Source organism: Pseudoxanthomonas sp. JC1303 (assembly GCF_058448525.1).
This window is the reverse complement of record NZ_CP185958.1, coordinates 561,220-585,665: the sequence shown is the minus strand read 5'-3', so window position 1 is coordinate 585,665 and position 24,446 is coordinate 561,220. Positions and strand designations below refer to the sequence as shown.

Genomic DNA, 24,446 nt, shown 5'->3' with positions numbered 1-24,446 from the left:
GAAAAAAGAATGCCGCGTCCTGGTGGGGCGCGGCATTCTAGAAGATTGAAGACATCCTCCGCCAATGGCGATGCGGCGAAACGACCTTGAACCCGGGGTTCAAGTGGGCCGGCTTTGGGGCCATCGGGCTTCCCGCTACGAAGGCGGACTTGCGCTCCCGGCTTCCGTTTCCGTCCCGGTGTCGTTTTTAAGGGACAAGGCGAATGTTTTGCACGCTGTCGGACACAGCAGAGGATGCGCGATCAGTATAGCCACGCGCGGCGCTTTGCCTAGTCCGTTTGTCGGCGCGGTTCAGGGCGCAGTGTTCAACACGAGGATCGTGTCAAGGTTCAACGCGGCTCGAGCCAGCCATCCAGGCGACGATGCAGGTCGCCCAGCGTGCGGGTGAACTCGCTTTCGCGCGCGGCCTGCTGGTCGCGCAGTTGCTGAAGCTCGTGTGCCAGGTTGAGCGCGGCCAGGACCGCGACACGGTCGGCAGCGGCCATCTTGTGTGCGCCGCGGACCTCGCGCATGCGGGTGTCCAGCAACTTGGCGGCGGCCATCAGGCTGCCGCGTTCACCTGGCTCCACGCCGATGGTGTATTCGCGGTCCAGGATGTGGACATTGACGACTTCGCTGCTGCTCACGTGTGCTGCTCCAGCGAGCGCAGGCGGGTGATCATGGCTTCGACCCGCGAGCGCGCCAGCTCGTTCTTGGCCAGCAGCTGCGCCCGCTCGCTGGACAGCTGCTCCTGCTGCACGCGCAGGCTGCGGTTCTCGTCGGACAGGCGCTGGCAGCGATCGGCCAGCTCCTGCAGGCGTGCAGCCAGAGCGCGTAGCTGTTCGATCGAGTCGGGCTGGTCCATGTCGATCACGATAGGCACGCCCGTGGCGGACGGTCAAGCAGCCGATGTCGCGGCATCGGGCAACGCGGATCAGGCGCTGGCCAGGATGTTGCCGGCGCCATCGTGCATGCGGATGAACGCCAGGCAGTCGGCCGGTTCCAGCGCGCGCGAGACATGGTGTCCCTGGATCTCGTCGCAGCCACGCAACTGCAGGAAGGCCAACTGCGCGGCGGTCTCCACGCCTTCGGCCACCACGTGCAGGGACAGCGACTGGGCCATGGCGATGATCGCGCTGGTGATGGCCTCGTCCTCGATGTCGTGGTTGATGTCGCGCACGAATTCCTGGTCGATCTTCAGCGTGTTCAGCGGCAGGCGCTTGAGGTAGGCCAGCGAGGAATAGCCGGTGCCGAAATCGTCGATCGCGATCGACACGCCCAGGGCGCGGCAGGCCTGCAGGACGCGGCTGTTCTGTTCGGGACTGGCCATCAGTACGCTCTCGGTCAGTTCCAGTTCCAGGCGCGAGGCGTTGACCCCGGTCTCGGCCAGCACGCGGGCGACCACGTCGGCCAGGTCGCCGCGCTGCAGCTGCAAGGACGACACGTTGACTGCCACGCTGAGGTGGTCCATGCCCGCGTCATGCCAGCTGCGCAGGGTCTGGCAGGCCTGGCGCAGGGTCCAGATGCCGATGTCGACAATCAGTCCGCTTTCCTCGGCGAGCGGAATGAACTGGGCCGGGGAGATCTCGCCCAGCTCGCGGCTCTCCCAGCGCAGCAGGGCCTCGGTCCCGGTGATCTGCTGGCGATGCAGCGACAGCCGGGGCTGGTAGACCACGCGCAGCTCGTCGCGCTCCAGCGCACGCCGCAGCGCGCTGGTCAGGATCGCCCGGTGCCGGGTCTTCTCGTCCATCTCTTCCGAGTACACCGCCCAGGTGTGGCGGCCGGCGGACTTGGCCTGGTACATGGCCGTGTCGGCGTGCTTGAGCAGTTCGGTCGGGACCTGGGCGTGTTCGGGGTAGAGGCTGATGCCGATCGAGGGCGAGACCGCGATTTCAAGCCGGTCGCCGAAGGACAGCGGTTGGGTGAAGGCCTGGATCACCCGTTCGGCCACGCGCTCTGCGTCGGCCGGCGCGGTGATGCCTTCCAGGACCACGGTGAACTCGTCGCCGGCCAGGCGCGCGACGGTGTGCTGGTGGCCGACGGTCTGCTGCACGCGCGCGGCGGCCGCACGCAGGATGCGGTCGCCCGTGGCATGGCCCAGCGAATCGTTGATGTCCTTGAACCGGTCCAGGTCGATGAACAGCACCGCGACCCGGGTGCGTTCGCGGCGGGCGCGCACCACCGCGCGCGACAGGCGCTCGGACAGGAGCGAGCGGTTCGGCAGGCTGGTCAGGGTGTCGTAGTTGGCCAGGTAGCGCAGTTCCTGTTCGGCGCGCTTCTGCTCGGTGATGTCGTTGAGGACCAGGACGACCATCAGGCGCTGACCGCTGGCGTCGGGCACCACGTTGGTTTCGATCCGGCACAGGATTTCCTCGCCGTCCTTGCGCACCTTCCAGGCCTCGCCGGACCAGCGGCCTTCGCGCTGGAGCTGGGTGCTCATGCGCGCGGTGCTGTCGCTGGTGTTCTGGCGGCTGTCGAGCAGGCTGAGGGGCTGGCCGGCCACTTCGGCCCCGTCGTAGCCGGTCATGCGGCTGAAGGACGGGTTGACCGTGATGAAGCGGTATTCGGCATCCAGGACCGCGACCGCTTCGCTCATGCTGCGCATGACCTCGCTGGCCACGCGATGCTCGTATTCGGCGTTGCGGCTGGCGGTGATGTCACGTGCGGTGCCGGCCAGGCGCAGGGCGCGGCCCTGTGCATCGTGTTCGACCACCCGGCCGCGCGCGCGCACCCAGGTCCACTGGCCGTCGCCGCGCATGTCCATCCGGTGCTCGGACATGAACAGCGGCGCTTCGCCGCGCAGATGGCTGCGCAGGCGCTGGGTCACCAGCGGCAGATCATGCGGATGGATCTGGGGGATGTCGCCGACCCGGGTGAGCATGGTGATGGCGTGGCTGGATGGCGAGTGCTCGTCCGCCCGCAGGCGGTGCAGGCGGCGACCGATCAGGTCGTAGTCCCAGAACACCTCGCCGGAGGCCCACAACGCCAGTTTGAGATGGTCGTCGCCGGATGGCACGACAGGTGGTTGCGGCAGCCGCCGCTGCAGGGCGGGGAGCCACAGCCGGCGCGTACCGGCCAGGACCACCAGGATCAGCGCCAGCGCGGCCACTCCCATCCAGGCAAGGCGCGCCGCATCGGGAGCCGGTGTCGCGGCCATCAGCAGGGGGAAGGGCAATGATGGCATCAGCTCGAAACGGCTCCGTGACATCCGCCAGCGCAAAGGATGCGATCGAGTGTAGGCGTGCGATGCGTCACGCAACAAGCGGATTTCGGCCTTTGCGACTACACTTTTGGGCATGCAACCGTCTGATTCCTTTGATCGCCGGCAGGGCATCGCCCGATGAGCCTGCCGACTCTCGAGGACGTCGACCAGGCCGCGCGCGGCCTGGGCCTTGGCGCCTCCCCCTTTGAACTCCACGGCGGCCTGTGCGGCTGGCTGTCCGGCGCCGGCGACAACGCCGTGGACTGGCCGGCGCGCGTCCTGGCCGATCCGGCCCTGCCTGCACCGGCGGCGGACAGCGCGCTGGATGAATTGCGCACCTCCACCGTCGCCCAGTTGGAGGACCGCGCCTTCGGCTTCGAACTGCTGTTGCCCGATGCCAGCGCAGGCCTGGAAGAACGCGCCCAGGCGCTGTTCGACTGGTGCCGTGCCTTCCTGGGCGGTTTTGGCCTGGCGGCGGCCAGCGATGCCTCACTGTCCGATGACGGGGCCGAGGCCCTGGCGGATCTGGGCAAGCTGGCCCAGGCCAGCCCGGAGCTGGGCGAAAGCGAGGAAGACGAAGACGCTCTGGCCGAGATCGAGGAATTCGTGCGCGTGGCCGTCCTGCTGCTGCACGGCGACTGCGTGTTGGCGCCGCGCCACCGCCAGCGTTTGAATTGATGAAGGCCGCCACCGGGATCAGCGCCGCCGAATTCGCGCGCAGGCGCAAGCAGCTCATGCGCATGGTCGGCGAGGACGCCATCGTGGTGCTGCCCGCCGCGCCCGAGCGGGTACGCAGCAACGACAGCTACTATCCGTATCGGCAGGATTCGGACTTCTGGTATCTGAGCGGATTCCCCGAGCCGGACGCGGTGCTGGTCCTGATTCCCGGCCGGCGCCATGGCGAGGTGATCCTGTTCAACCGCGACCGCGACCCGGCGCGTGAGATCTACGACGGCCCGCGCATCGGCCAGCAGGGCGCGGTCGACGATTTCGGCATGGACGACGCCTATCCCATCGAGGACATGGACGAGATCCTGCCGGGGATGCTGGAAGGCCGCTCGCGGGTGTACTACCACTTTGGCCGCCACACCGAGTTCGACCTCAAGCTGATCGGCTGGGTCAACCAGGTGCGCGCCCAGGTCCGTCGCGGCGCGCAGCCGCCGCACGAGTTCCTGGAGCTGGGCCACCTGCTGCACGAGCAACGCCTGTTCAAGTCCAAGGAAGAGCTGCGCCTGATGCAGCGCGCGGCCGACATCAGCGTGGCCGCGCACTTGGCGGCCATGCGCGGCGCCCATGCCGGGGTGCACGAATACCAGCTGCAGGCGGTGCTGGAGTGCGTGTTCCGCGCCAGCGACGCGTGGCCGGCCTACGGCAGCATCGTCGGCGCCGGCGCCAATGCGGTGACGCTGCATTACGTGGCCAACAGTTCGCAGGCCAAGGCCGGCGACCTGGTGCTGATCGACGCTGGCGCCGAATACCGTAACTACGCGGCCGACATCACCCGGACCTTCCCGGTCGATGGCCGTTTCACCACGCCACAGCGCCAGCTGCACGACTTGGTCGGCGCCGCCCAGGCGGCGGCGCTGGAGCAGGCGCGCCCCGGTGTGCCCTACGAGGCCGGGCACGATGCGGCGGTGGAAACGCTGACCGAAGGCCTGCTGCAGCTTGGCCTGCTCAAGGGGACGTTGGAAAAACGGATTGCCGACGGCAGCTACAAGCGCTTCTACCGCCACAAGACCGGCCACTGGCTGGGCCTGGACGTGCACGATGTGGGCGACTATCGCCTGGCCGGCGACTCACGCCTGCTGGAGCCGGGGATGGTCTTCACCATCGAGCCAGGCCTGTACATTTCGGCCGACGACACCAGCGTCGATTCCAAATGGCGCGGCATCGGCATCCGCACCGAGGACAACGTGGTTATCACCGCAGACGGCCATACGATGCTGACCGCCGAGTTGGCGCGCAGCGCCGAGGAGATCGAGGCGGTGATGGCGAACGCCGAGTAGCACAGGCGCCGTCCATGCAAGCTTGCAGTGGCTGGCGTGGGAGTCGCCATGGCGACGACGCGCTTTCCCAAGGAAGCCTCATCGCCGCCATGGCGGCTCCCACGACCGGTCTCAGCCGGCAGCGAACGCCGGGCGTGTGAGGTTGTCAGCGCCGGTCTCGGTGCACAGCACTTCGTCCTCGATGCGGATGCCGCCGAAGGGCTTGAAGTGGGCCACGCGGTCCCAGTCGATCGCCGCGCCATGGCCGGCGGCCTTGGCGTCTTCGAGCAGCATGTCGATGAAGTACAGCCCCGGTTCGATGGTCACCACCATGCCCGGCGCCAGCACACGGGTCATGCGCAGGTAGGGGTGACCCTCGGGACGTTCGATGCGACCGCCGCGGTCGGAGGCGGCGAAGCCGGCCACGTCGTGTACCTGCAGGCCGATCGAATGGCCCAGGCCATGCGGGAAGAATGCTGCCGACACGCCACTGGCCACCGCGGCCTCCGGCGAAACGGTGATCACCCCGAAGTCCTTGAGGATGCCCATCAGGCGCAGGTGCGCATCGACGTGCAGCTGTTTGTAGTCCACGCCCGGGCCCACGGCCTGGCCCATCTGGATCTGCGCGGCGTCGACGGCGTCGATCATCGCCTGGAATTCGCTGCCGGCGTCGGCCGCGTAGGTGCGGGTGATGTCGCTGGCGTAGCCGGCCGCGCTGGCGCCGGCATCGATCAGGAAGCTGCGCGACTGCGCGGGCGGCTGTCGAGCCAACTCGGTGTAGTGCAGGACCGCGGCGTGCTCGTTGAGGCCGATGATGTTGCCGTAAGGCAGTTCGGCCGCGTCCTGGCCGACGGCCGCGCAATAGGCCATGTGGATGTCGAACTCGCTGGCGCCGTTGCGGAAGGCGGCTTCAGCGGCGCGATGCCCGCGCACCGCCATGACCTGGGCCTGGCGCATCAGGGCGATTTCGTAGGGGGTCTTGAAGGCGCGGTGATAGGCGAGGTAATCCACAACGTCCTGCGGATTGTTGGGGGCGTACTCGCCCAGGGTGCTGTGCGCCTCGCCCAGGATCGCGCAGTGCGCGGCCGGCTTGGGCAGCAGGGCGGCGGCCTCCTCTGCGTTACGGATCACCTGGATGTCGAAGTGCTCCACCCACCAGCCGCTGGGTGCGTCGGGGATAACGTGCCAGTAGTCGCGCGGCTGCAGGAAGATCAGGGTCGGGCGCCGGCCTGGCGTGTACACCACCCAGCTGTCCGGCACGCGCGTGAGCGGCAGCCAGGCCTTGAACTGCGGATTGACATAGAACGGGTAGCCCAGGTCATCGGCGTGTTGATAGTGCAGACGGCCGCTGGGGATGACCAAGTGGTCCAGGCCGCCGCGCGCCAGCGCTTCATCCGCGCGCGCCTTCAGCGTGGCCAGGTGGTCGGCGTAGAGCGGAGCGGGATCGGGCAGCGTCATGGCGAAGGCTCGTGTTGCGAAAGAGCCCCCCATTTTGCCGGATCGGCTGCAATCCCGCCTAACCGCCCACCCAGTCGCGCAGGGCTTCCAGATGCGCGGGGGAGACGGTGAGGAAGCGCAGGCCGGCCAGCGCGTGGCCCGGCGTGTTGGCCGCGCCGGTCCACAGCAGGTGCGCGCCGACCTCGATACTGGTCTCGCGCGTGGTCGCGCTGGCCGGCAGGGTGAACTGGAGCTGGTACAGCGCGTCTTCGCGCACCGGCGTGTTGGCGACCAACAGCATGCCGGCCTCGGAGACGTTGCCGACCCGGCCGATGATGCGCCCGGTCATGGTGTCGCTGACGGCGATGGCGCCATGCGGATTGCGGCGTGGCGCGCGGCGGGCTTCGGTGATGCTCATGCGTCGGCTCCTGCCAGTTCGCGCAGCTTGCCGACCGTGGCCTGCCACGCGCGGTCGATCAGGCGCGCGCGCTCTTCGCTCAGCACGCGGGCCTGGCCCCGGGCCATCAGGCGCGCCACGCCGTCCAGGGTGTGGTCGCCGACCTTCTGCCCACGCTGATTGACGAACAGGGCATGGCCGCTGTTGGGGTTGTACCAGGACAGGCGCAGCCGACGGACGTCGCCCTGCTGGTTATGGACGAACTCGAACCAGGTGCCATACGGCAGCTTGCGCAGGATGTCGTAACTGGCGTCTTCGTTGGCGCTGCGCGGGGCCAGCGCGGGTTTGGCCGGCGATTCCTGCGCGGCGATGCGCGCACGCGTCTGCACGCGCGCGGCCAAATCGGTGCCGCCGTGTGGCGCGGTGTCCTCGCCCGAAAGGCGCTGGGCGATGACCGCGGCCTCGTCGCCGTGATAGCCCACCTGCACCAACGCCTTCTCGATCCTGGGGGCCAGGGCGGGATCGGGCGTTGGCGCCTCGCCGGTGACCGCCCGTGCGATCTCCCCGGTCATGGTGGCCACCTCGGCCCACTCGCTGGAATCCTCGCCGTTGCGCAGGCGGGTCAGAGTCAGCACGTCGGCCCAGGCCTGGGTGAGCAGCGCCTGCACGAAGGGGATGGGCAGGCGTCCATCCAGGGCCGTTTCGATCGTCTGCGCGGCGCCGCGCTTGGCCATGTCCAGGCGGTCACGGCCACGGGCGGCCTCCACGTGGCGGCGTTCGGCGATCTCGGCCTTGCGCGCGGCGACCTGAAAGTGGTCCTGGACCTCGCGGTGGGCCTGTTCGAAGACCGCCTCGTCGCCCTTGTACTCGGAGAGCACCTTGGTGACCGCGGCCTTGAGCTTCTGCATCAGGACCGGATCGACGTCCTCCTCGCCCATCCAGTTGGCGCCCGACTCGGCCACGGCGTTGAGCAGTTCGCGCGCAGGATGCTGCGGTCGCAGGAAGAACTCGCGGTCGCTCAGCGCGGCCTGGACCACCGGGACCTGCAGTTCGCCCAGCAGGTCCGAGGCAGGCCCCTTGCGCACCTCGCGCCCGATCTCGTGGTAGAGCAGGTCCAGCAGCTCGAAGGTGTCCTCGTCCTGGCGCGCGAGCTGCGCGTCCGGGCCGTGGGCACGACGCAGGCCGGCCAGGGTGCGCTCGCGAATCTCGCCCAGCGAGGTCGGCGCCTGTGGCACCTGGCCCTGGGCCACCTGCAGCTGCAGGGTTTGCAGGGTGCTCAGCAGCTGGGCGGTCGGGAGCGGGCTGGCCGCCGTGCCGGCACCCGCACTTGCGGCAGCGGCCGGCAAGGGCTTGGGCGCTGCGCCCTGCGGCGCGGTGGTCGACGTGGACCTGGCCGAGGCAAGCCAGACCGGCATGCCGGCGTCCGCGGCGATCTTCGGATTGGCGCTTGCGCGTGCATGTCCGGCCGAAAGCAGGCGCTGCAACGCGGCAAACGTGGACGCGCCGTCCGGCGGGTGTTTTGCCGCTGGCGGACGGGTCCAACTGGGAGCAGTGGCGGGTGGAGCGGGCGGCTTGACCGGGGGCTTGGCCGGCGGCGGGGCCGGGACGTCGGGGGCCTGGGTCTTGCGGGTCACCGGGACGCGGCCGGACGGGGTCCGCGCACGTTGCGGCGCGAAGACCAGGCCCGGCAGTACGCCCTGCTGGCCGAGCAGCTCGCTCAGTTCGTCCACCAACGCACCGTAGCTGGCCATCCCGTGCTGCTCGAACAGGCGATAGAACTGCAGCTGGCTGGGCAGGTCCACGTCCAGCGCGATCACCGCCGTGCGCACGGCCCGGCACAGCGACTGGGGCGAAAGCGGCTGCTGGGTTTCCTCCAGCGCGGGGCTGCCGGCCAGCACGCCAAAGCGCTGGGACAGCAGCGTCAGGGCTTCGTGGTGGCGATGCTCGTGGCGACGCGCGACTTCCTGCAGGACGATGTCCTGGTCGATGTCGTCATTGGCCACCAGGGTCAGCATCGAGGGAATGTCTTCCGGCGCCTGTTCCGGCACGGCCCGCGGGGTGCGGATCTGGGCCAGCTCGCACTCCAGCGCCGCGGACATGCGCGGCAGCAACTGGGCGCGATGCTTGCGCAACTGCTGCAGGTTGGCCAACTGGGTGGCCTGCAGCTCGTTGCTGCGCGCGCGCTCGGCCTGGGTAAATAACTCCTGCTCCAGCGCATCGGCGGTGGCCTCCAGGCGCGTGGCCAGGTGCGGCTGCAGGTGGGCCAGCAGGACCTCCAGGATGTGGCGCACGCGCGGCGGAAGGGCCGACGCGGCCAGCGTGTCGGCACTCAACATCTCGGGTGAAGCAGCCCCTGGAGCAGCCATCGGGTTCCATTGAGAACAAGCGCTGTGCCCGGGGGTTTTAACACACCTGTCAACATGCGCTGTCGCATGCGGCGTAGTGGGGCTTTCACTCGTCCAGGAACAATGACATCACGTCATTGGCGAAGCGTTGGCCCAGCTCGGTGGGCCGCAGGCGGTCACCTTCGCGCACCAGCCAGCCCTGCGACTGGGCCTGTGCCAGCGGCGCGGCGATGCGGCCGGCCTCCAGTCCGGTGCGCACCTGGAAGTCGCGCAGGGCGAAGCCTTCCTTCAAGCGCAGCACGTTGAGCATGTATTCGAACGGCCGCCGTTCCGGGGCGACGAGGTCATCGCCACCGATGCCGGCCGGTGTGCCGGCCTGGGCCAGGTAGGCGGTGGGGTGCTTGGGCTTCCAGCGGCGCAGGATGGACTGCCCCGCACCGGAACTGATCTTGCCGTGCGCACCGGCGCCGATGCCCAGGTAGTCGCCATAGCGCCAGTAGTTGAGGTTGTGCGCGCACTGCCGATCCGGACGGGCATAGGCGCTGATCTCGTATTGGGCATAGCCGGCTGCGGCCAGCGCGGTCTGGCAGGCCTCCTGCATGTCCCAGGCGGCGTCTTCTTCCGGAATGCCCTGTGGCGGCCTGGCGTAGAAGACCGTGTTGGGTTCCAGGGTCAGCTGGTAGTGCGAGACGTGCGCCGGGTTTAGCGCGAAGGCGCGCTCCAGGTCGGCCAGCGCCATCTCCAGCGACTGGCCGGGCAGGGCGTACATCAGGTCCAGGTTGAGGTTATCGAAGCCAGCGTCCTGGGCCAGCTTCACCGCCGCGTCGGCCTGGGTGCTGTCGTGGATGCGGCCCAGGCGCTTGAGGCAGCCGTCGTCGAAGCTCTGGACGCCGAAACTCAGCCGGTTCACGCCCGCCGCGCGGTAGGCATCGAAGCGACCATGCTCTGCGGTGCCCGGGTTGGTCTCCAGGGTCACCTCGCACTCGGGCGCGAAGCGCAGCCGTGCGCTGGCGGCCTGCAGGAAGCGGTCGATCTGTTCGGCCGGGAACAGGCTGGGCGTGCCGCCACCGAAGAACACGCTGTGGATCGTGCGGCCCCATACCAGCGGCAGGTCCTGTTCCAGGTCGCGGATCAGCGCATCGACATAGTCGCCGAACGGCAGCGCGCCCTTGCCTTCGTGCGAGTTGAAATCGCAGTACGGGCACTTGCGCACGCACCAGGGCAGGTGGACGTACAGCGACAGGGGCGGTGGGATCAGCATGAAAGAAATTCGAGGAGCGCTCGCAGGTGCGTGGTGTAGCGCCGAGCTTGCTCGGCGGCGCGTTGTTGCAAGGTTGGCGAGTAGCACCGAGCTTGCGTGGCAGGGCTTTGCCGGGAACGCCCCGACGAGCAAGCTCGGCGCTACGGAAAGCCGATCGCGCGCGTGGCCCTCTACTGCATGAGGGACAGCAACTGCTGGTTCAACGCCGCAAGCGCACGGGCGCGATGGCTGAGCCGATTCTTCAGTGCAGTCTCCATCTCCGCCGCGGTCAGCCCGTGGTCCGGGTCCAGGAACAGCGGGTTGTAGCCGAAACCGCCGTTGCCGCGCAGCTCGCCGATGATGCGGCCTTCCCAGGCGCCTTCGGCGATCAGTGGCTGCGGGTCTTCCGGGTGTCGCAGCAGCACGATCACCGCATAGAAGCGTGCGCGACGCTGGTCGTCCGGAATCTCGCGCATCGCTTCGAGCAGCTTGGCGTTGTTGGCCGCATCGCTGGTCGGCTGGCCGGCATAGCGTGCGCTGTACAGGCCAGGCGCGCCGCCGAGGGCATCGACGATCAGGCCCGAATCATCGGCCAGCGCGGGCAGGCCGGTGACGGCGCTGGCGTGGCGCGCCTTGATCAGCGCGTTCTCGACGAAGGTCAGGCCGGTTTCCGGGACATCTTCGACGCCCAGTTCCTTCTGCGGGACGATGTCGTAGGGCAGATGCGCCAGCATGGCCTTGAATTCGGCCAGCTTGCCGGCGTTGCCGCTGGCCAGGACGAGACGGTTCATCACTTGGGCTCCAGCAAATCCCATTGGTTGCCATAGGCGTCGCGGAAGACGGCGACGGTCGCGTAAGGCTCATGCCGCGGCGCTTCGAGGAACTGCACGCCCCGCGCGGTCATCGCCGCATGATCGCGGGCGAAGTCGTCGGTGTGCAGGAAGAAGCCCACGCGCCCGCCGGTCTGGTCGCCGATGCGCGCGCGTTGTTCGTCGTTGCTCGCGCGGGCCAGCAGCAGTGCGGTGGCATCGTCGGCATGGGGCGCCACGCGCACCCAGCGCTTGCCGCCGTCCAAGGGTGTGTCTTCCAGCAGGACGAAGCCAAGATCGTTGGTGTAGTGGGCGATGGCCCGGTCGTAGTCGTCGACCACCACCGTGACCAGGGCCAGGGTGCGCTTCATCGGGTGTGCGCCGTCAGCTGGCCAGCGCGTCGCGCTGGGCCTGGACGAGCTGGTCGATGCCGGCCTGGGCCAGGCCCAGCAGCGCGTCCATTTCCTCGCGACGGAATGCATGGCCTTCGGCCGTGCCCTGGACCTCGATGAAGCCGCCGCCGTCGTTCATGACCACGTTCATGTCGGTGTCGCAGTCGCTGTCTTCGGCATAGTCCAGATCCAGCACCGGCACGCCCTTGTAGATGCCCACCGATACCGCGGCGATCGCGCCGAAGATCGGGTCGCGCTTGATCTCGCGGCGCGCCTTCAGGCCGTTGATCGCGTCGACCAAGGCCACGTAGGCGCCGGTGATCGCGGCGGTGCGGGTGCCGCCATCGGCCTGCAGCACGTCGCAGTCCAGGGTGATGGTGCGTTCGCCCAAGGCCCCGCGATCCACGCAGGCGCGCAGGGAGCGGCCGATCAGACGCTGGATCTCCAGGGTGCGGCCCCCCTGCTTGCCGCGCGCGGCCTCGCGATCGGAACGGGTGTGGGTGGAGCGCGGCAGCATGCCGTACTCGGCCGTCACCCAGCCCTCGCCCTTGCCGCGCAGGAAGCCCGGCACGCGGTTCTCCACGCTGGCGGTGCACAGCACACGCGTGTCGCCGAAGGACACCAGTACCGAGCCCTCCGCGTGGCGGGTGAAGCCGCGCTGGATGGACACGGGACGAAGCTGGTCGGCGGCGCGACCGCTGGGGCGGGAGAACGTCATGGGAATTCGCTTTGGAAGTGAGGCGCGCCGGTGCGATCGACCGGTCGGCGCAGCGCGCTAGGGTACCATCCACGCCCCTTTTCCCCAGGACATCGCCCGCCGTGATCCGCAGCATGACCGCCTACGCCACCGTCGAGCACCAGGTCGAGGGCGCCACGCTCGGGGCCGAGTTGCGCTCGGTCAACCACCGCTTCCTGGAGCTGAGCATGCGCCTGCCCGAGGAACTGCGCGCGCTGGAGCCGGCGTTGCGCGAGCATGTGGCCGCGCGCGTGGCCCGCGGCAAGCTGGACCTGGTGGTGCGCCTGCGGGTGGCCGAAGGCGACGAGGGCCTGCACCTGGACCAGGCGCGGATCCAGGCCCTGGCCCAGGCTGGGCAGACCCTGGGCATGCACTTCCCGGGCCTGAGCACCAGCCTGACCGAACTGCTGCAGTTTCCCGGCGTGGTGCGCAGCCGTGCGATCGATCCCGAAGCCCTGCAGGCTGCCGCGCTGACGCTGATGGAGGCGTTGCTGGATCAGTTCGTCGCCGCACGCGAGCGCGAGGGCGACAAGCTGGCCCAGGCCATCGCCGAACGTGTCGATGGCGTGGAAGCCCATGCCGCCGAGGCCCGCACTCTGATCCCGCAGATCCGCGCCGGCCAGCGCCAGAAACTTGAGGCGCGCCTGGCCGACCTGGCCCAGCCGGCCGATCCCGGACGCCTGGAGCAGGAACTGGTGCTGTCCCTGCAGAAGTTGGACGTCGACGAGGAGCTGGACCGCCTGGCCAGCCACATCAAGGAAATCCGCCGTGTGCTCAAGGCCGATGGTGCGGTCGGTCGGCGCCTGGACTTCCTGCTGCAGGAGTTCAACCGCGAAGCCAACACCCTGGGCTCCAAGTCGGTGGACGTGCGTACCACCAACATCGCCGTGGAGCTGAAGGTGCTGATCGACCAGATCCGCGAGCAGGTACAGAACCTGGAGTGACCCTTGCCGCGCCCCGAGCGCGGCTTTGCTAGACTTGCGCGCCTTTTCACGGACGCCCCGCCCCAAGGCGGGCGGCAGCCAAAGGCCAACGCCATGCGCGGCACCCTGTATATCGTCGCGGCCCCGTCGGGCGCCGGAAAGAGCAGCATCGTCAACGCCACGCTGGCACGCGATCCGCGCATCAGCCTGTCGATCTCCTTCACCTCGCGCGCGCCGCGCCCGGGCGAGCGCCACGCCCAGCACTATCACTTCGTCAGCGCCGAGGAGTTCCAGCGCATGATCGAGGCGGGCGACTTCTTCGAGTACGCGCGCGTGCATGGCGACTGGAAGGGCAGTGCGCGCCAGTCGGTCGAGCCGCAGCTGGCCGCCGGCCAGGACGTGTTGCTGGAGATCGACTGGCAGGGCGCGCGCCAGGTGCGCGAGAAGGTGCCCGAGGCGGTGAGCGTGTTCATCCTGCCGCCCTCGCGCGATGCGCTGGAAGAGCGCATGCGCAAGCGCGGCCAGGACAGCGAAGCGGTCATCGCCCAGCGTCTGGCCGCCGCGCGCGAGGAGATGTCGCATTACGGAGAGTTCGACTACGTGATCGTGAACGAGGTCTTCGACCAGGCCGTGGACGAGATGTGCGCGATCTTCACCGCCAGCCGCCTGCGCCGGGAACGGCAGACCGCCGCACATGGCGCCCTGATCGACGCGCTGCTGGCAGACTGATCCGCCCGCGCCCTTGAACGTCCTGTTCGTCTGCAGCCAGAACCGGCTGCGCAGCCCGACGGCCGAGCAGGTGTTCGCGAACTGGCCAGGCATCGAGGTTGCCTCGGCCGGCCTGAACCACGATGCCGAAAACCCGGTGACGCCCGAACTGCTGGCCTGGGCCGACCTGATCCTGGTAATGGAAAAGGCGCAGCGAAACCGTCTGTCGCAGAAGTTCCGCCGGCATCTCGATGGCGTACGCGTGGCCTGCCTGGATATCCCGGATGACTACGCGTTCATGGATCCTGCGCTGATCCGCCTGTTGCAGGCGCGCGTGCCGCGGCATCTCCCGCGGCGCTGATGCGTTTCGCCGGGCTTAAGCATTTGATTTGCAAAGGGTGTCTTGCAAATGGAAAGGCCTGCCCCTAAAATCCGCGGTCCCTTTCCGCTAGTCGCGCGGCCCACCTGATCCGGTGGCTGGCCGCCAGGAGCCCACATGGCCCGCATCACCGTAGAAGATTGCCTGGAAGTCGTCGACAACCGTTTCGAGCTGGTCATGATGGCCGCCAAGCGCGCGCGTCAGCTGGCCAACGGCGTTGAAGCCACCCTGGACAACGAGACCGAAGACAAGCCGACCGTCCTGGCGCTGCGCGAGATCGCCGCGCGCAAGGTCGACAACGAGCTGATCGACCGCGTCGAAAAGGCCGAGCGCGAGCGCGCCGAGCGTGAAGCCCTGGAATGGGCCGCCGCCGAGGTCGTGGCCGACGAGGACATGTCCAAGGGCGACGACTGATCGTCTGGACCGACCCTCAGGTCTACATGGAACGGCCCGCTTGCGCGGGCCGTTCTGCGTTTTAGCGGTGCTGTGGGCGCGACCGCTCAGCCGAGCGCGTCCAGCACCTGGGCGTGGGTCGGCGGATCGGCGCCGGGCCGGCTGCAGGTGATGCCGGCGGCGGTGGCGGCGAAGATGAGCAGCCGCTGCATCGCCTGCGCCTCGGCGGCGGCCGCCTCCAGCGCAGCGCGGTCGGGCAACTGGTGCAGCAGTGCGGCCTGGAAGCTGTCCCCAGCGCCGACCGTGTCGGCCACGGTGACCGGTCGGCCCGCGACCCGGGTCTGCGCCTGGCGGCTGAAGCCCAGGGCGCCTTCGGCACCCAGCGTGACCACCACCAACTGCGTGCCACCGTCGAGCCAGCGCCGCGCGGCGGCTTCGACCGGTTCGCCGGGGTAGAGCAGCCCCAGGTCTTCCTCGCTGACCTTGATCAGGTCGGCCTGCGCGGCCAGCGCGCCGACGCGGCTGCGCCAACGCGCCATGTCCGGCTCGACGGTGGAGCGGATGTTGGGGTCCAGCGAGATCAGTCGTTCGCTGCGCGCCTGGGTGACCAGGCGCAGCAGGGTTGAGGCGGTGGGCTCGGCCACCAGCGTGTAGGAACCCACATGCAAGCCGTGGACGTCCGCGCCCAGCGCGGGCAGGTCGGCGACTTCAAGTGCGCGATCGGCGCTGTGCTCGCCATAGAAGGTGTAGTGCGGGACGCCTTGCGCATCCAGGGCCACCAGGCTGAGCGTGGTGCGTTCGTCGCGCGCGATCAGATAGTCGGCGCACACGCCTTCGCGCCGCAGGATGCCGGCCAGGTGCTGACCCAGCATGTCGCGCGAGAGCCCGCCCAGCAGTGCCGAGGGGCTGCCCAGGCGCGACAGGCCGATGGCCACGTTGAACGGTGAGCCGCCGGGGCGCGCCAGCATCGGGATCGCGTCGCCTTGCGGCGATTGGGTGAACACGTCGAACAACGCTTCGCCGCAGATCAGGAACATCGAGGTCAGGCTCCAGGAGAAACGTCGGCCATTTCGCGGCGCAAGGTGCGGTCCAGGGCCTGCATCGACTGGTAGCCACGTCGCTTCGCGGCGTGGAACCGGATCAGTGCCGCAGGCGTCGGCTCGGTGCTCGCGCCCAGCGCGCTCATCGCGCCCATCGCCGCCGGCAGATCGGCGAACCCGCCACTGGCGACCGCCCCGATCATCGCGCTGCCCAGCAGTACCGGCTCGGCGGTGGCGGCGACCTGCACCTGGACCCCGCTGGCATCGGCCATCAGCTGGCGCACCAGCCGGCTCTGGCTTGCGCCGCCGCTCATGATCACGCTGTCAAAGCGCACGCCTTGCGCGCGCAGGGCGTCGATGATGTCGGCCAGGCCGTAACCCAGGCCGCACAGGCCGGCCACGTACAGGGCTTCCAGGCCCTGCAGGTCGTGGTCGATGGTCAGTCCGGCGATCATCGCGCGGGCGTTGGGATCGGCATCGGGCGAACGGTTGCCCAGATAGTCGGGCAGGACGTGCAGGCCGCGGGCGAGCAGGGCGGCATGCGAGGCGGACTCGGCCTTTGCCAGCACGCGTTCCTCCAACCAGCGCAGCACGTCCTTGCCGTCGGCCTGGGCCTGGGCGCTGGCTTCGGGATAGCCGGGATGCGAGCGGACCAGGGTGTCGATCGCCACGCCGGCTGCCGACTGACCGCCCTCGTTGAGCCACAGGCCTTCGATCATGGCCGCGCCGTAGGGGCCCCACACCCCGGGGGTGAAGCAGGGCTCCTCGGTGCTGGCCAGCACACAGGCCGAAGTCCCCAGGATGTAGGCCAGGCGCGCCGTGGGCGGCACCGGTGTCCCCTCGGCGTCCGGACTGGAAATCGTGCCGATGGCGCCGGCGTGGGCGTCGATCAGCGGGGCGCCCACGGCGGTCCCGGCCGGCAGGCCGAGTTCCTGCGCCGCGCGTGCGTTCAGGCCGGCGCCCAGCGCCGTGCCGGGCGCGACGATGTCGGTGCCGATGCGGCGGGCATCGTCGTCCAACAGGTCGGCCAGGCCGATGCGTTCGAAGTAGCGCCGGCTCCAGCCGCCCTCGTGCTGCACGTAGGTCCACTTGCAGGTCACCGTGCACAGCGAGCGCGCGGTGCTGCCGGTGGCGCGCCAGGTCAGCCAGTCGGCCAGGTCGAAGAAGTGCGCGGCCTGCGCATAGCGGTCGGGCAGGTGCTCCTTGAGCCACAGCAGCTTGGGCGTTTCCATCTCTGGGGAGATCTGTCCGCCGACGTAGCGCAGCACCGGTTCGTCGGTGGCGTTGATGCGCGCGGCCTGCTCGGTGGCGCGGTGATCCATCCACACGATGACATCGCGCGTGGCCTCGCCAGTGGGACTGATGGACACCGGGCCGCCGTCGGCGTCGACGGCGACCAGCGAGCAGGTCGCATCGAAGCCGATGCCGGCCACCTGCGTCGGCGCGATGCCGGCCTCGGCGACCGCGCCGGCGATGGCCTGCACGCACGCATGCCAGATGTCCTGCGAGGACTGCTCGACCATGTCGCCGGGCAGATACCATATCTGGATGGCGTGGCGCGCGGTGCCCAGCAGCTGGCCGCGCGCGTCGAAGACGCCGGCGCGGGCGCTGCCGGTGCCTACGTCCACGCCGATGTACACCTTGTCGTTGGCCTGCATGGGTTGGCTTACCAGCAGGTGTAGCCGCCGTCGGCCAGCACGATGCTGCCGGTCATCAGGCTGGAGGCGTTGGAGGCCAGGAACAGCGCGACCGAGGCGATCTCCTCGACCTCGCCCAGGCGGGCCATCGGGGTTCCGTTGATCCAGGCGTCGTACATCTGCGGATCCTCCTTGACGAAGGCATTGAGCGGGGTGGCGATGTAGGTCGGGGCAACTGCGTTGACGCGCACGCCGCGGGCGCCCCATTCGGCGGCCAGCGACTTGGTCAGGTGATGCACCGCGGCCTTGGATGCATTGTAGTAAGCCTGGGCCTGCGGTTTGTTGACGATGAAGCCGGACATCGAGCCGACGTTGACGATCACCCCGTCGCCCTTGTCCAGCATGTGTTTGCCGAAGGCGCGGCAGCACCAGAAGGTGCCGTTGAGATTCACGTCGATCACGTTGAGCCAGTGCTCGTCGGCGACGGTCTCGGCCGGGGTCATGCTGCGCGCGATGCCGGCGTTGTTGACCAGGATGTCGACCTTGCCGTGCTGGGCGACCAGTTCGTCGGCCACCGCATTCACGCGCGCCGAGTCGGTCACGTCCATCTGCACGATCTGGGCGTCAAGGCCCTTGGCGCGCAGGGTCGCCAGGCCTTCCTCGGCCACGGCCGTATCGTGGTCGGCGATGATCACCTTGGCGCCGGCTTCGGCCAGGGCCTCGCAGATGGCCAGGCCGATCGCGCGACCGCCACCGGTGACGACGGCCACGCGGCCATCGAGCTTGAACTTGTCCAGATACATGGGGAGATCTCCTGCTGTGCGTTGCAATGGGGAAGGGGGTTAGCGCATCGCCTGCTGCTGGGCATCGAAGCGATGCAGGTGTTGCGGATCGGGCACCAGGGTCACCGTGTCGCCCTGTTGCACGCGCAGATCGCCGGTGCAGCGCGCATCCAACGTGCCCACGCCCGGGACATCCACGTAAACGAAGGTGTCGCTGCCCAGGTGTTCGGCCTGGGCCACGGTGCCGCGCCAGGCGTCGCCATCGGTCGCCATGTCGCCGCGATGCACGCGGATGTGTTCCGGGCGCACGCCCAGCGTGGCCGCGCCATGACGCTGGGCGATCTCGCCCTCGAGCAGGTTCATGCGCGGCGAGCCGATGAAGCCGGCGACGAAGACATTGGCCGGGCGCTCGTAGAGTTCCAGCGGCGTGCCGACCTGTTCGATGCGCCCGCCCTGCAGCACCACGATCTCATCGGCCATGGTCATGGCTTCGACCTGATCGTGGGTGACATAGACGGCCGTGGTCTTGAGCTGCTTCTGCAGGCGGGTGACTTCCAGGCGCATCTGCACACGCAGGGCGGCGTCCAGGTTGGACAGCGGCTCGTCGAACAGGAAGCCCTTGGGTTCGCGCACGATGGCACGGCCGATGGCCACGCGCTGGCGTTGGCCGCCGGAGAGCTGGCCCGGCCGGCGGTCCAGGTAGTCGGTCAGGTTGAGGATGTCAGCCGCCTGGTTGACCCGCTTGTCGATCTCGGCCTTGGGCACGCGCGCCATCTTCAGCCCGAAGGCGATGTTCTTGCGTACGCTCATGTGCGGATACAGCGCGTAGGACTGGAACACCATCGACAGCCCGCGTTTGGCCGGCGGCAGCTTGGTCACGTCCTGGCCGTCGATGAGGATGCGCCCGCCACTGACGTCCTCAAGCCCGGCGATCAGGCGCAGCAGGGTGGTCTTGCCGCAGCCGGATGGCCCGACGAAGACCACGAACTTGCCGTCCTCGATCTCCAGGTCGGCGCCGTGGATGACCTGGGTGTCGTCGAAGGATTTGGTGACACCTTCCAGTGTGATGCGTCCCATGAACCACCTATCGAATGTGTGTGTTGATCGCGCCGTGGCTTACTTCACGGCGCCAAAGGTCAGCCCGCGCACGAGCTGCTTCTGGCAGAACCAGCCCAGCACCAGGATCGGCGCGATGGCCATCGTCGAGGCCGCCGACAACTTGGCCCAGAACAGCCCTTCGGGACTGGAGTAGGAGGCGATGAACGCCGTCAGCGGGGCGGCCTTGGACGAGGACAGATTCAACGACCAGAAGGCCTCGTTCCACGCCAGGATCACGTTGAGCAGCAGCGAGGAGGCAATGCCCGGCACGGCCATGGGGGCGAGGATGTGGAGGATCTCCTTGCCGATGGTGGCGCCGTCCATGCGCGCGGCTTCCAGGATGTCCTTGGGGATGTCCTTGAAGTAGTTGAACAGCATCCAGACCATGATCGGCAGGTTGCTCAGGCACAGCACGATCACCAGCCCCAGCTGGGTGTCCAGCAGTCCCGAATCGCGGTAGAGCAGGTAGATCGGCACCAGTACGCCCACCGGCGGCAGCATCTTGGTGGACAGCATCCACAGCAGGATGCCGCGGGTGCGCTTGGTCGGTGAAAACGCCATCGCCCAGGCCGCCGGGATGGCGATGGCCAGCGCGATCAGGGTGGAGCCCAGCGAGACCACCACCGAGTTCCATGCGTGGCTGAAGTAATTGCTGCGTGCCTGCACGGCGGCGTAGTTCTCCAGCGTCCAATGGAAAAACAGGAAGCTGGGCGGGGTGGAGAACGCATCGATCTCGGTCTTGAAGCTGGTCAGCAGCATCCACAGGATCGGAAAGAAGATCACCCCACCCACCAGCCAGGCGGCGATGGTGGTGGCGATGACCTGCGGAACGGGCGTGCGGCGGGCCATCAGGACATGTCCTCCATTCCCGGGCAGGTCGCGCCGTTCCTGCGCGTGCTCGGGGCAAGGAAAAGGGAGGAAGTGGACGTCCGTCCACGACCGATCGGTGACGCGGTTCGGGACGCGCGCAGGAACGGCCCGCTGGGTTGGGCCTGGGAAGCCGCCAGCCGGCGTTGCACAACTTGGCCTGACGGCCAGTCAGGCGCTGCGTCGCGCAACACCCCCTGCCGGCTTCCCAGGTCCAACGCGGCCTGTTCGTGAATGGAGGACATGTCCTAGGTCTCCAGGTTCTTGCCGACGATGCGGACCAGGAAGATGGCCGCGATGTTGGCCAGCACCACGGCGATCAGACCGCCGGCCGAGGCCGCGCCCACGTCGTACTGCAGCAGGGCCTGCGAATAGATCAGGTAGGCCAGGTTGGTGGTCTGCATGCCCGGGCCGCCGCCGGTGGTGACGTAGATCTCCACGAACACCGTCAGCAGGAAGATTGTCTCGATCAGGATGACGATGGTCAGCGGACGCGCCAGGTGCGGCACGGTGAGATGGAAGAAGCGGTCGAACACGCCGGCGCCATCCATCAGCGCGGCTTCTTGCTGCTCCTCGTCCATCGACTGCAGCGCGGTGAGCAGGATCAGCACGGCGAAGGGCAGCCATTGCCAGGCCACGATCAGGATGATCGAGAACATCGGGTACTGGGTGAACCAGTCGATCGGAGTCAGCCCGAACACCCGCCACAGCCAGGCCAGCAGCCCGGAGACCGGATGCATCAACAGGTTCTTCCAGACCAGGGCGCTGACGGTGGGCATCACGAAGAACGGGGCGATCAGCATCAGTCGCACGATGCGACGCCCAACGAAGACCTGGTCCAGCAGCAGCGCGATCAGCGTGCCGAACACCGCGGTGATGCCTAGCACCGAGCCGACCAGCAGCAGGGTCTTGCCCAGTGAGGACACGAAGGCCGGATTGCCGAGGAAGTAGGTGTAGTTGGCGATCCCGACGAAGGTCTTCTCGGGATTGAGCAGGTTGTAGTTGAGCAGCGAGAACCACACCGTCATCGCCAGCGGCACGATCATCCACAGCAGCAGCAGGATGACCGACGGGGCGATCAGGAACCTCGCGAGTTTTTGGGTCTGTTGCGTGGCCATCGGAGCTGTCCGTTGGGGCGCGCGCGCGCGGGCATCGGGTCAGTCAAGACCGGGCGGTCATGCCCGCATGGTCGCGCGGGCATCTGTCAGGCTGCACCGGGCATCCGGGGCGGGGAGGGGGAGGCCACGCCGGATGCCCGCTGCAGCTTCAGAAATCGAGGCTGACCTGCAGGCCCAGGATCGTGGCGCTGTCGGCATCGGCGTATCCACCCGGATGGCGGATGTACTGGATGCTCGGCATGAGCTCGATCCCGCGGTAGGCCGCGATGTTGTAGTTCAGCTCGATCGGATACTCGTAGTGCTGCACGCCGATCGGCGTGGCGCCGGCCGGCAGGGTGCGGTCGTACAGGCGCTGGGCGTCGGTGAGCTTGTCGCTGACCGCATTGCGGCCGAAGGCCAGGCCGATGCGGTCGTCCGGACGGCTGGGCAGGAAGCCCTTCCAGAAGCCGCCCACCGCGAGCACTTCACCCACGGTCGCCACGTCCTGGTCGGCGCGGATCATGCTGGCGAACAGGCGCAGGCCGCCGCCGGCGCCGTTGCTGGTCACCTGCTGCTCGAAGTTGAAGTAGAACGCGTTGTCGGTGTTCTGCACGACGGCGGCGTTGTCGGTCAGGCTGGTCGGCAGCCCGGTGACGTCATAAACGCGGGTGCGGTTGCTGCTGTTGCGGGTGGCGCCGATCTTGTAGTCGCCGTCGATGCCATTACCGTAGTCGGGCTTGAACTCCACTTCGGCGGCCATCAGCGTGCCGCTGTCGTCACCCGAGGTGCCCAGTTTCAGGCCCTGGTTCTTGGAGAGCGTTTCTGGGTTGGTGTCATAGCCGCCCACCTTGAAGAACCACTGATGGTCCGGAGTGAAGCTCACCACCCCGCCCCAAGCGCTCAGCGGCGAGCCGTACCAGCTGCTGCTGATGTTGTTGGACGAGCCACCGCTACAGAAGGTCAGATGCTGGAAGTTGCAGCTCAGCGCGAAAAAGTCCGCATCCGGATACAGGCGCCCGGCCTTGATGCTCAGGTGGTCGTCGAACAGGCGCTGGGTCAGCGAGAACTGGGTCAGGCGGGTGACAGTGCCGCGGCCATAGATCTGCTGGGACTGCAGCAGCGTGGGAATGTTGGCCTTGTTGTTGATCAGCTCGCCATTGCGGTTGGTGATCTCCACCTTGAACTCCGCGCCGCGCCAGCCCCACAGCCTGTCCAGATCGAAGTAGCCGCCCAGGAAGAACTGGTCGGCGTAGGCGGTCTCGTGGCTGTCGCCGCCGGAGGTGTTGTGCGCGGTCTGGCTGAAGTGGCCCAGCTTGAACTGCACGCCGTCGTTGGCCAGGTCACTGCGCCAGCCGCCCCAGTCGCCGCCGATGTGCTGATTGGGATCGAACTCCGCGGCCCGCGCGGCATTGGCGCTGACCAGCCCGGTGGCCAGCAGCGCCAGCGCAAGGGGAGTGATGCTGATTTTCATGGGTTGAACCTCGCTGTCTTGAACCTGCGGGCGCGCATGCCGCGCGCCTTCCGCGAACAGAGATGGGTCGGCCCCGCCAGCGGGCGGGGCCGCAGCCCGATTACTTGGGATAGCCGGCGCGCTTCATCTCGCGCTCGGTGGCCGCCTGGGCGTTCTTTAATGCCTCATCCACGCTGATCGACCCGGTGAGCGCGGCGGAGAACTGCTGGCCCACCGTGGTGCCGATCGCCTGGAACTCGGGGATGGCAGCGTACTGCACGCCCACATAGGGCACCGGCTTGACCGCAGGGTTGTGCGTGTCAGCGCTGTCGATCGCCGCCAGGGTCTGCTTGGCGAAAGGCGCGGCCTTGAGGTACTCGGGGTTGTTGTAGAGCGAGGTACGCGTGCCCGGCGGCACGTTGGCCCAGCCATCCTTGGAGGCGACCAGGTCGGTGTAGTGCTTGCTGGTGGCCCAGGCGATGAATTCCTGCGCCTTGTCGGCCTTTTTGGAACTGGCCGGGATGGCCAGGTTCCAGGCCCACAACCAGCCGGTCGTCTTGCCCTTGCCGGTATCCGGCGCGGCGGCGAAGCCCACCTTGTCGGCGACCTTGGATTCCTTGGGATTGGTGATGAACGAAGCGGCTACGGTCGCGTCGACCCACATGGCGCACTTGCCGGCGTTGAACAGGGCCAGGTTCTCGTTGAAGCCGTTGGAGGACGCGCCCGGCGGCCCGGCATCCTTCATCACGCTGACATAGGTCTGCAGCGCGGCCTTCCACTCGGGCTGGTCGAACTGCGGGCGCCAGTTCTCATCGAACCAGCGTGCGCCAAAGGCGTTGCCCATCGCGCTGAGCAGGGCCATGTTCTCGCCCCAGCCGGCCTTGCCGCGCAGACAGATGCCGTACACGCCGTCCTGCTTGTCGGTCATCTTGCGCGCGGCATCGACCACGAAGTCCCACGAAGGCTGTTCGGGCATGGTCAGACCTGCCTTCTGCAGCAGGTCGGTGCGGTACATCAGCATCGAACCTTCGCCGTAGAACGGGGCGGCGTAGAGCTGGCCTTCGTAGCTAGCGGCCTGCCGGATCTTGGGCAGCAGGTCGTCCACGTCGTAGTCCGGGCCGAACTTGAGTGGCTTGAGCCAGCCGCGCTCGGCCCAGATCGGTACCTCGTAGGTGCCGATGGTCAGCACGTCGAACTGTCCGCCCTTGGTGGCGATGTCGGTGGTCACGCGCTGGCGCAGCACGTTCTCCTCCAGCGTCACCCATTCGAGCTTGATGTCCGGATGCTGGTCGGTGAAGTCCGAGGTCAGCTTCTGCATTCGGATCATGTCGCTGTTGTTGACCGTGGCGATCACCAGCGTGTCCGACTTGGCCGCCGCGTCGCCACCGGCTGTGTCGCCGCTGTTTCCGCATGCGGCCAGTGCCGCGGTCAGGGCCACGCAGATCGTGGCCTTGGTCAGTGCGCTCATTCCGCTCCCTCCCAGAAATGATGTGAGCAAATGCCCTGTGGGTGCGCATATGCTCATGATGAGGCGTGGCTGTAAAGCACTT

At 68.1% G+C, this 24,446-nt stretch carries 24 protein-coding genes and 1 other RNA gene; 6 read left to right on the top strand and 19 right to left on the bottom strand.

Annotation, left to right across the window (positions count from 1 at the left end):
• Positions 1–51: 51 nt before the first annotated feature.
• From ssrS to ACORQU_RS02705, 4 genes are all read right to left on the bottom strand, one after another.
• Positions 52–237: non-coding RNA, 6S RNA (gene ssrS / locus ACORQU_RS02720), on the bottom strand.
• 92 nt (positions 238–329) lie between these two features.
• Positions 330–626 (bottom strand): cell division protein ZapA, encoded by a 297-nt coding sequence (locus ACORQU_RS02715; protein ID WP_271646842.1) that lies wholly within the window; start codon positions 624–626, stop codon positions 330–332.
• Positions 623–844, bottom strand: coding sequence for a TIGR02449 family protein (locus ACORQU_RS02710; RefSeq protein ID WP_271646841.1), 222 nt, complete (start codon positions 842–844; stop codon positions 623–625). Before ACORQU_RS02710 ends, ACORQU_RS02715 begins: the two co-directional genes overlap by 4 nt.
• A 69-nt stretch (positions 845–913) precedes the next feature.
• On the bottom strand, positions 914–3,163 hold the full coding sequence (locus ACORQU_RS02705; protein WP_271646840.1) for a putative bifunctional diguanylate cyclase/phosphodiesterase: 2,250 nt from the start codon (positions 3,161–3,163) through the stop codon (positions 914–916).
• Between the two features lie 156 nt (positions 3,164–3,319).
• Here ACORQU_RS02705 and ACORQU_RS02700 point away from each other — a divergent pair, with 156 nt between their 5' ends.
• Together ACORQU_RS02700 and ACORQU_RS02695 are read left to right on the top strand one after the other, a co-directional pair.
• Positions 3,320–3,859 (top strand): UPF0149 family protein, encoded by a 540-nt coding sequence (locus ACORQU_RS02700; RefSeq protein WP_491643249.1) that lies wholly within the window; start codon positions 3,320–3,322, stop codon positions 3,857–3,859.
• Positions 3,859–5,187, top strand: a complete 1,329-nt coding sequence (locus ACORQU_RS02695) for an aminopeptidase P N-terminal domain-containing protein (protein ID WP_491643247.1) — start codon at positions 3,859–3,861, stop codon at positions 5,185–5,187. Before ACORQU_RS02700 ends, ACORQU_RS02695 begins: the two co-directional genes overlap by 1 nt.
• A 111-nt stretch (positions 5,188–5,298) precedes the next feature.
• Here ACORQU_RS02695 and pepQ read toward each other — a convergent pair whose 3' ends face one another.
• The 7 genes from pepQ to rph form a co-directional block, all read right to left on the bottom strand.
• Positions 5,299–6,624: a Xaa-Pro dipeptidase gene (pepQ, locus tag ACORQU_RS02690; protein ID WP_491643245.1), complete on the bottom strand. Its 1,326-nt coding sequence runs from the start codon at positions 6,622–6,624 to the stop codon at positions 5,299–5,301.
• A gap of 58 nt (positions 6,625–6,682) precedes the next feature.
• Positions 6,683–7,021, bottom strand: coding sequence for a PilZ domain-containing protein (locus ACORQU_RS02685; RefSeq protein ID WP_271646836.1), 339 nt, complete (start codon positions 7,019–7,021; stop codon positions 6,683–6,685).
• Positions 7,018–9,366, bottom strand: a complete 2,349-nt coding sequence (locus ACORQU_RS02680) for a DUF1631 domain-containing protein (protein ID WP_491643243.1) — start codon at positions 9,364–9,366, stop codon at positions 7,018–7,020. Before ACORQU_RS02680 ends, ACORQU_RS02685 begins: the two co-directional genes overlap by 4 nt.
• A gap of 85 nt (positions 9,367–9,451) precedes the next feature.
• Positions 9,452–10,606 (bottom strand): radical SAM family heme chaperone HemW, encoded by a 1,155-nt coding sequence (gene hemW, locus ACORQU_RS02675; RefSeq protein WP_491643241.1) that lies wholly within the window; start codon positions 10,604–10,606, stop codon positions 9,452–9,454.
• Between the two features lie 170 nt (positions 10,607–10,776).
• Entirely contained in the window at positions 10,777–11,376 is a 600-nt protein-coding gene (gene rdgB, locus ACORQU_RS02670; RefSeq protein WP_491643240.1) for an RdgB/HAM1 family non-canonical purine NTP pyrophosphatase, read from the bottom strand.
• Positions 11,376–11,765 carry a VOC family protein gene (locus ACORQU_RS02665; RefSeq protein WP_491643238.1) on the bottom strand — a complete coding sequence of 130 codons (390 nt, stop codon included), beginning with the start codon at positions 11,763–11,765 and terminating at the stop codon, positions 11,376–11,378. Before ACORQU_RS02665 ends, rdgB begins: the two co-directional genes overlap by 1 nt.
• 13 nt (positions 11,766–11,778) lie before the next feature.
• Complete coding sequence (gene rph / locus ACORQU_RS02660; protein WP_491643236.1) at positions 11,779–12,504, bottom strand: ribonuclease PH; 726 nt, start codon at positions 12,502–12,504, stop codon at positions 11,779–11,781.
• A gap of 101 nt (positions 12,505–12,605) precedes the next feature.
• Between rph and ACORQU_RS02655 the strand changes: the two genes are divergently transcribed.
• The 4 genes from ACORQU_RS02655 (at position 12,606) to rpoZ (ending at position 14,946) form a co-directional block, all read left to right on the top strand.
• Complete coding sequence (locus ACORQU_RS02655; RefSeq protein ID WP_491643234.1) at positions 12,606–13,466, top strand: YicC/YloC family endoribonuclease; 861 nt, start codon at positions 12,606–12,608, stop codon at positions 13,464–13,466.
• A 93-nt stretch (positions 13,467–13,559) separates the two neighbouring features.
• Positions 13,560–14,174, top strand: a complete 615-nt coding sequence (gmk, locus tag ACORQU_RS02650) for a guanylate kinase (RefSeq protein ID WP_491643232.1) — start codon at positions 13,560–13,562, stop codon at positions 14,172–14,174.
• 13 nt (positions 14,175–14,187) lie between these two features.
• Positions 14,188–14,514, top strand: a complete 327-nt coding sequence (locus ACORQU_RS02645; protein WP_491643230.1) for a low molecular weight protein tyrosine phosphatase family protein — start codon at positions 14,188–14,190, stop codon at positions 14,512–14,514.
• Between the two features lie 135 nt (positions 14,515–14,649).
• Positions 14,650–14,946 carry a DNA-directed RNA polymerase subunit omega gene (gene rpoZ, locus ACORQU_RS02640; protein ID WP_271646827.1) on the top strand — a complete coding sequence of 99 codons (297 nt, stop codon included), beginning with the start codon at positions 14,650–14,652 and terminating at the stop codon, positions 14,944–14,946.
• A gap of 86 nt (positions 14,947–15,032) precedes the next feature.
• On the opposite strand, the gene ACORQU_RS02635 is transcribed toward rpoZ, so the two are convergent.
• From ACORQU_RS02635 to ACORQU_RS02600, 8 genes are all read right to left on the bottom strand, one after another.
• Entirely contained in the window at positions 15,033–15,962 is a 930-nt protein-coding gene (locus tag ACORQU_RS02635) for a carbohydrate kinase family protein (RefSeq protein WP_491643229.1), read from the bottom strand.
• Positions 15,963–15,967: 5 nt separating this feature from the next.
• Positions 15,968–17,623, bottom strand: a complete 1,656-nt coding sequence (locus ACORQU_RS02630; RefSeq protein ID WP_491643228.1) for an FGGY-family carbohydrate kinase — start codon at positions 17,621–17,623, stop codon at positions 15,968–15,970.
• A gap of 8 nt (positions 17,624–17,631) precedes the next feature.
• A complete protein-coding gene (locus ACORQU_RS02625; RefSeq protein ID WP_271646824.1) occupies positions 17,632–18,405 on the bottom strand; it encodes an SDR family NAD(P)-dependent oxidoreductase in 774 nt (257 codons plus the stop codon).
• 39 nt (positions 18,406–18,444) lie between these two features.
• Positions 18,445–19,461: an ABC transporter ATP-binding protein gene (locus ACORQU_RS02620; protein WP_271646823.1), complete on the bottom strand. Its 1,017-nt coding sequence runs from the start codon at positions 19,459–19,461 to the stop codon at positions 18,445–18,447.
• A gap of 39 nt (positions 19,462–19,500) precedes the next feature.
• Entirely contained in the window at positions 19,501–20,331 is an 831-nt protein-coding gene (locus ACORQU_RS02615; protein ID WP_271646822.1) for a carbohydrate ABC transporter permease, read from the bottom strand.
• Positions 20,332–20,597: 266 nt separating this feature from the next.
• Positions 20,598–21,467 (bottom strand): carbohydrate ABC transporter permease, encoded by an 870-nt coding sequence (locus ACORQU_RS02610; RefSeq protein ID WP_271646821.1) that lies wholly within the window; start codon positions 21,465–21,467, stop codon positions 20,598–20,600.
• 148 nt (positions 21,468–21,615) lie between these two features.
• Positions 21,616–22,917 (bottom strand): carbohydrate porin, encoded by a 1,302-nt coding sequence (locus ACORQU_RS02605; RefSeq protein ID WP_491643225.1) that lies wholly within the window; start codon positions 22,915–22,917, stop codon positions 21,616–21,618.
• A gap of 100 nt (positions 22,918–23,017) precedes the next feature.
• The gene (locus ACORQU_RS02600; RefSeq protein ID WP_271646819.1) at positions 23,018–24,364 is read right to left on the bottom strand and encodes an ABC transporter substrate-binding protein; all 1,347 of its coding nucleotides are present in this window, start codon (positions 24,362–24,364) and stop codon (positions 23,018–23,020) included.
• Between the last annotated feature and the right edge of the window lie 82 nt (positions 24,365–24,446).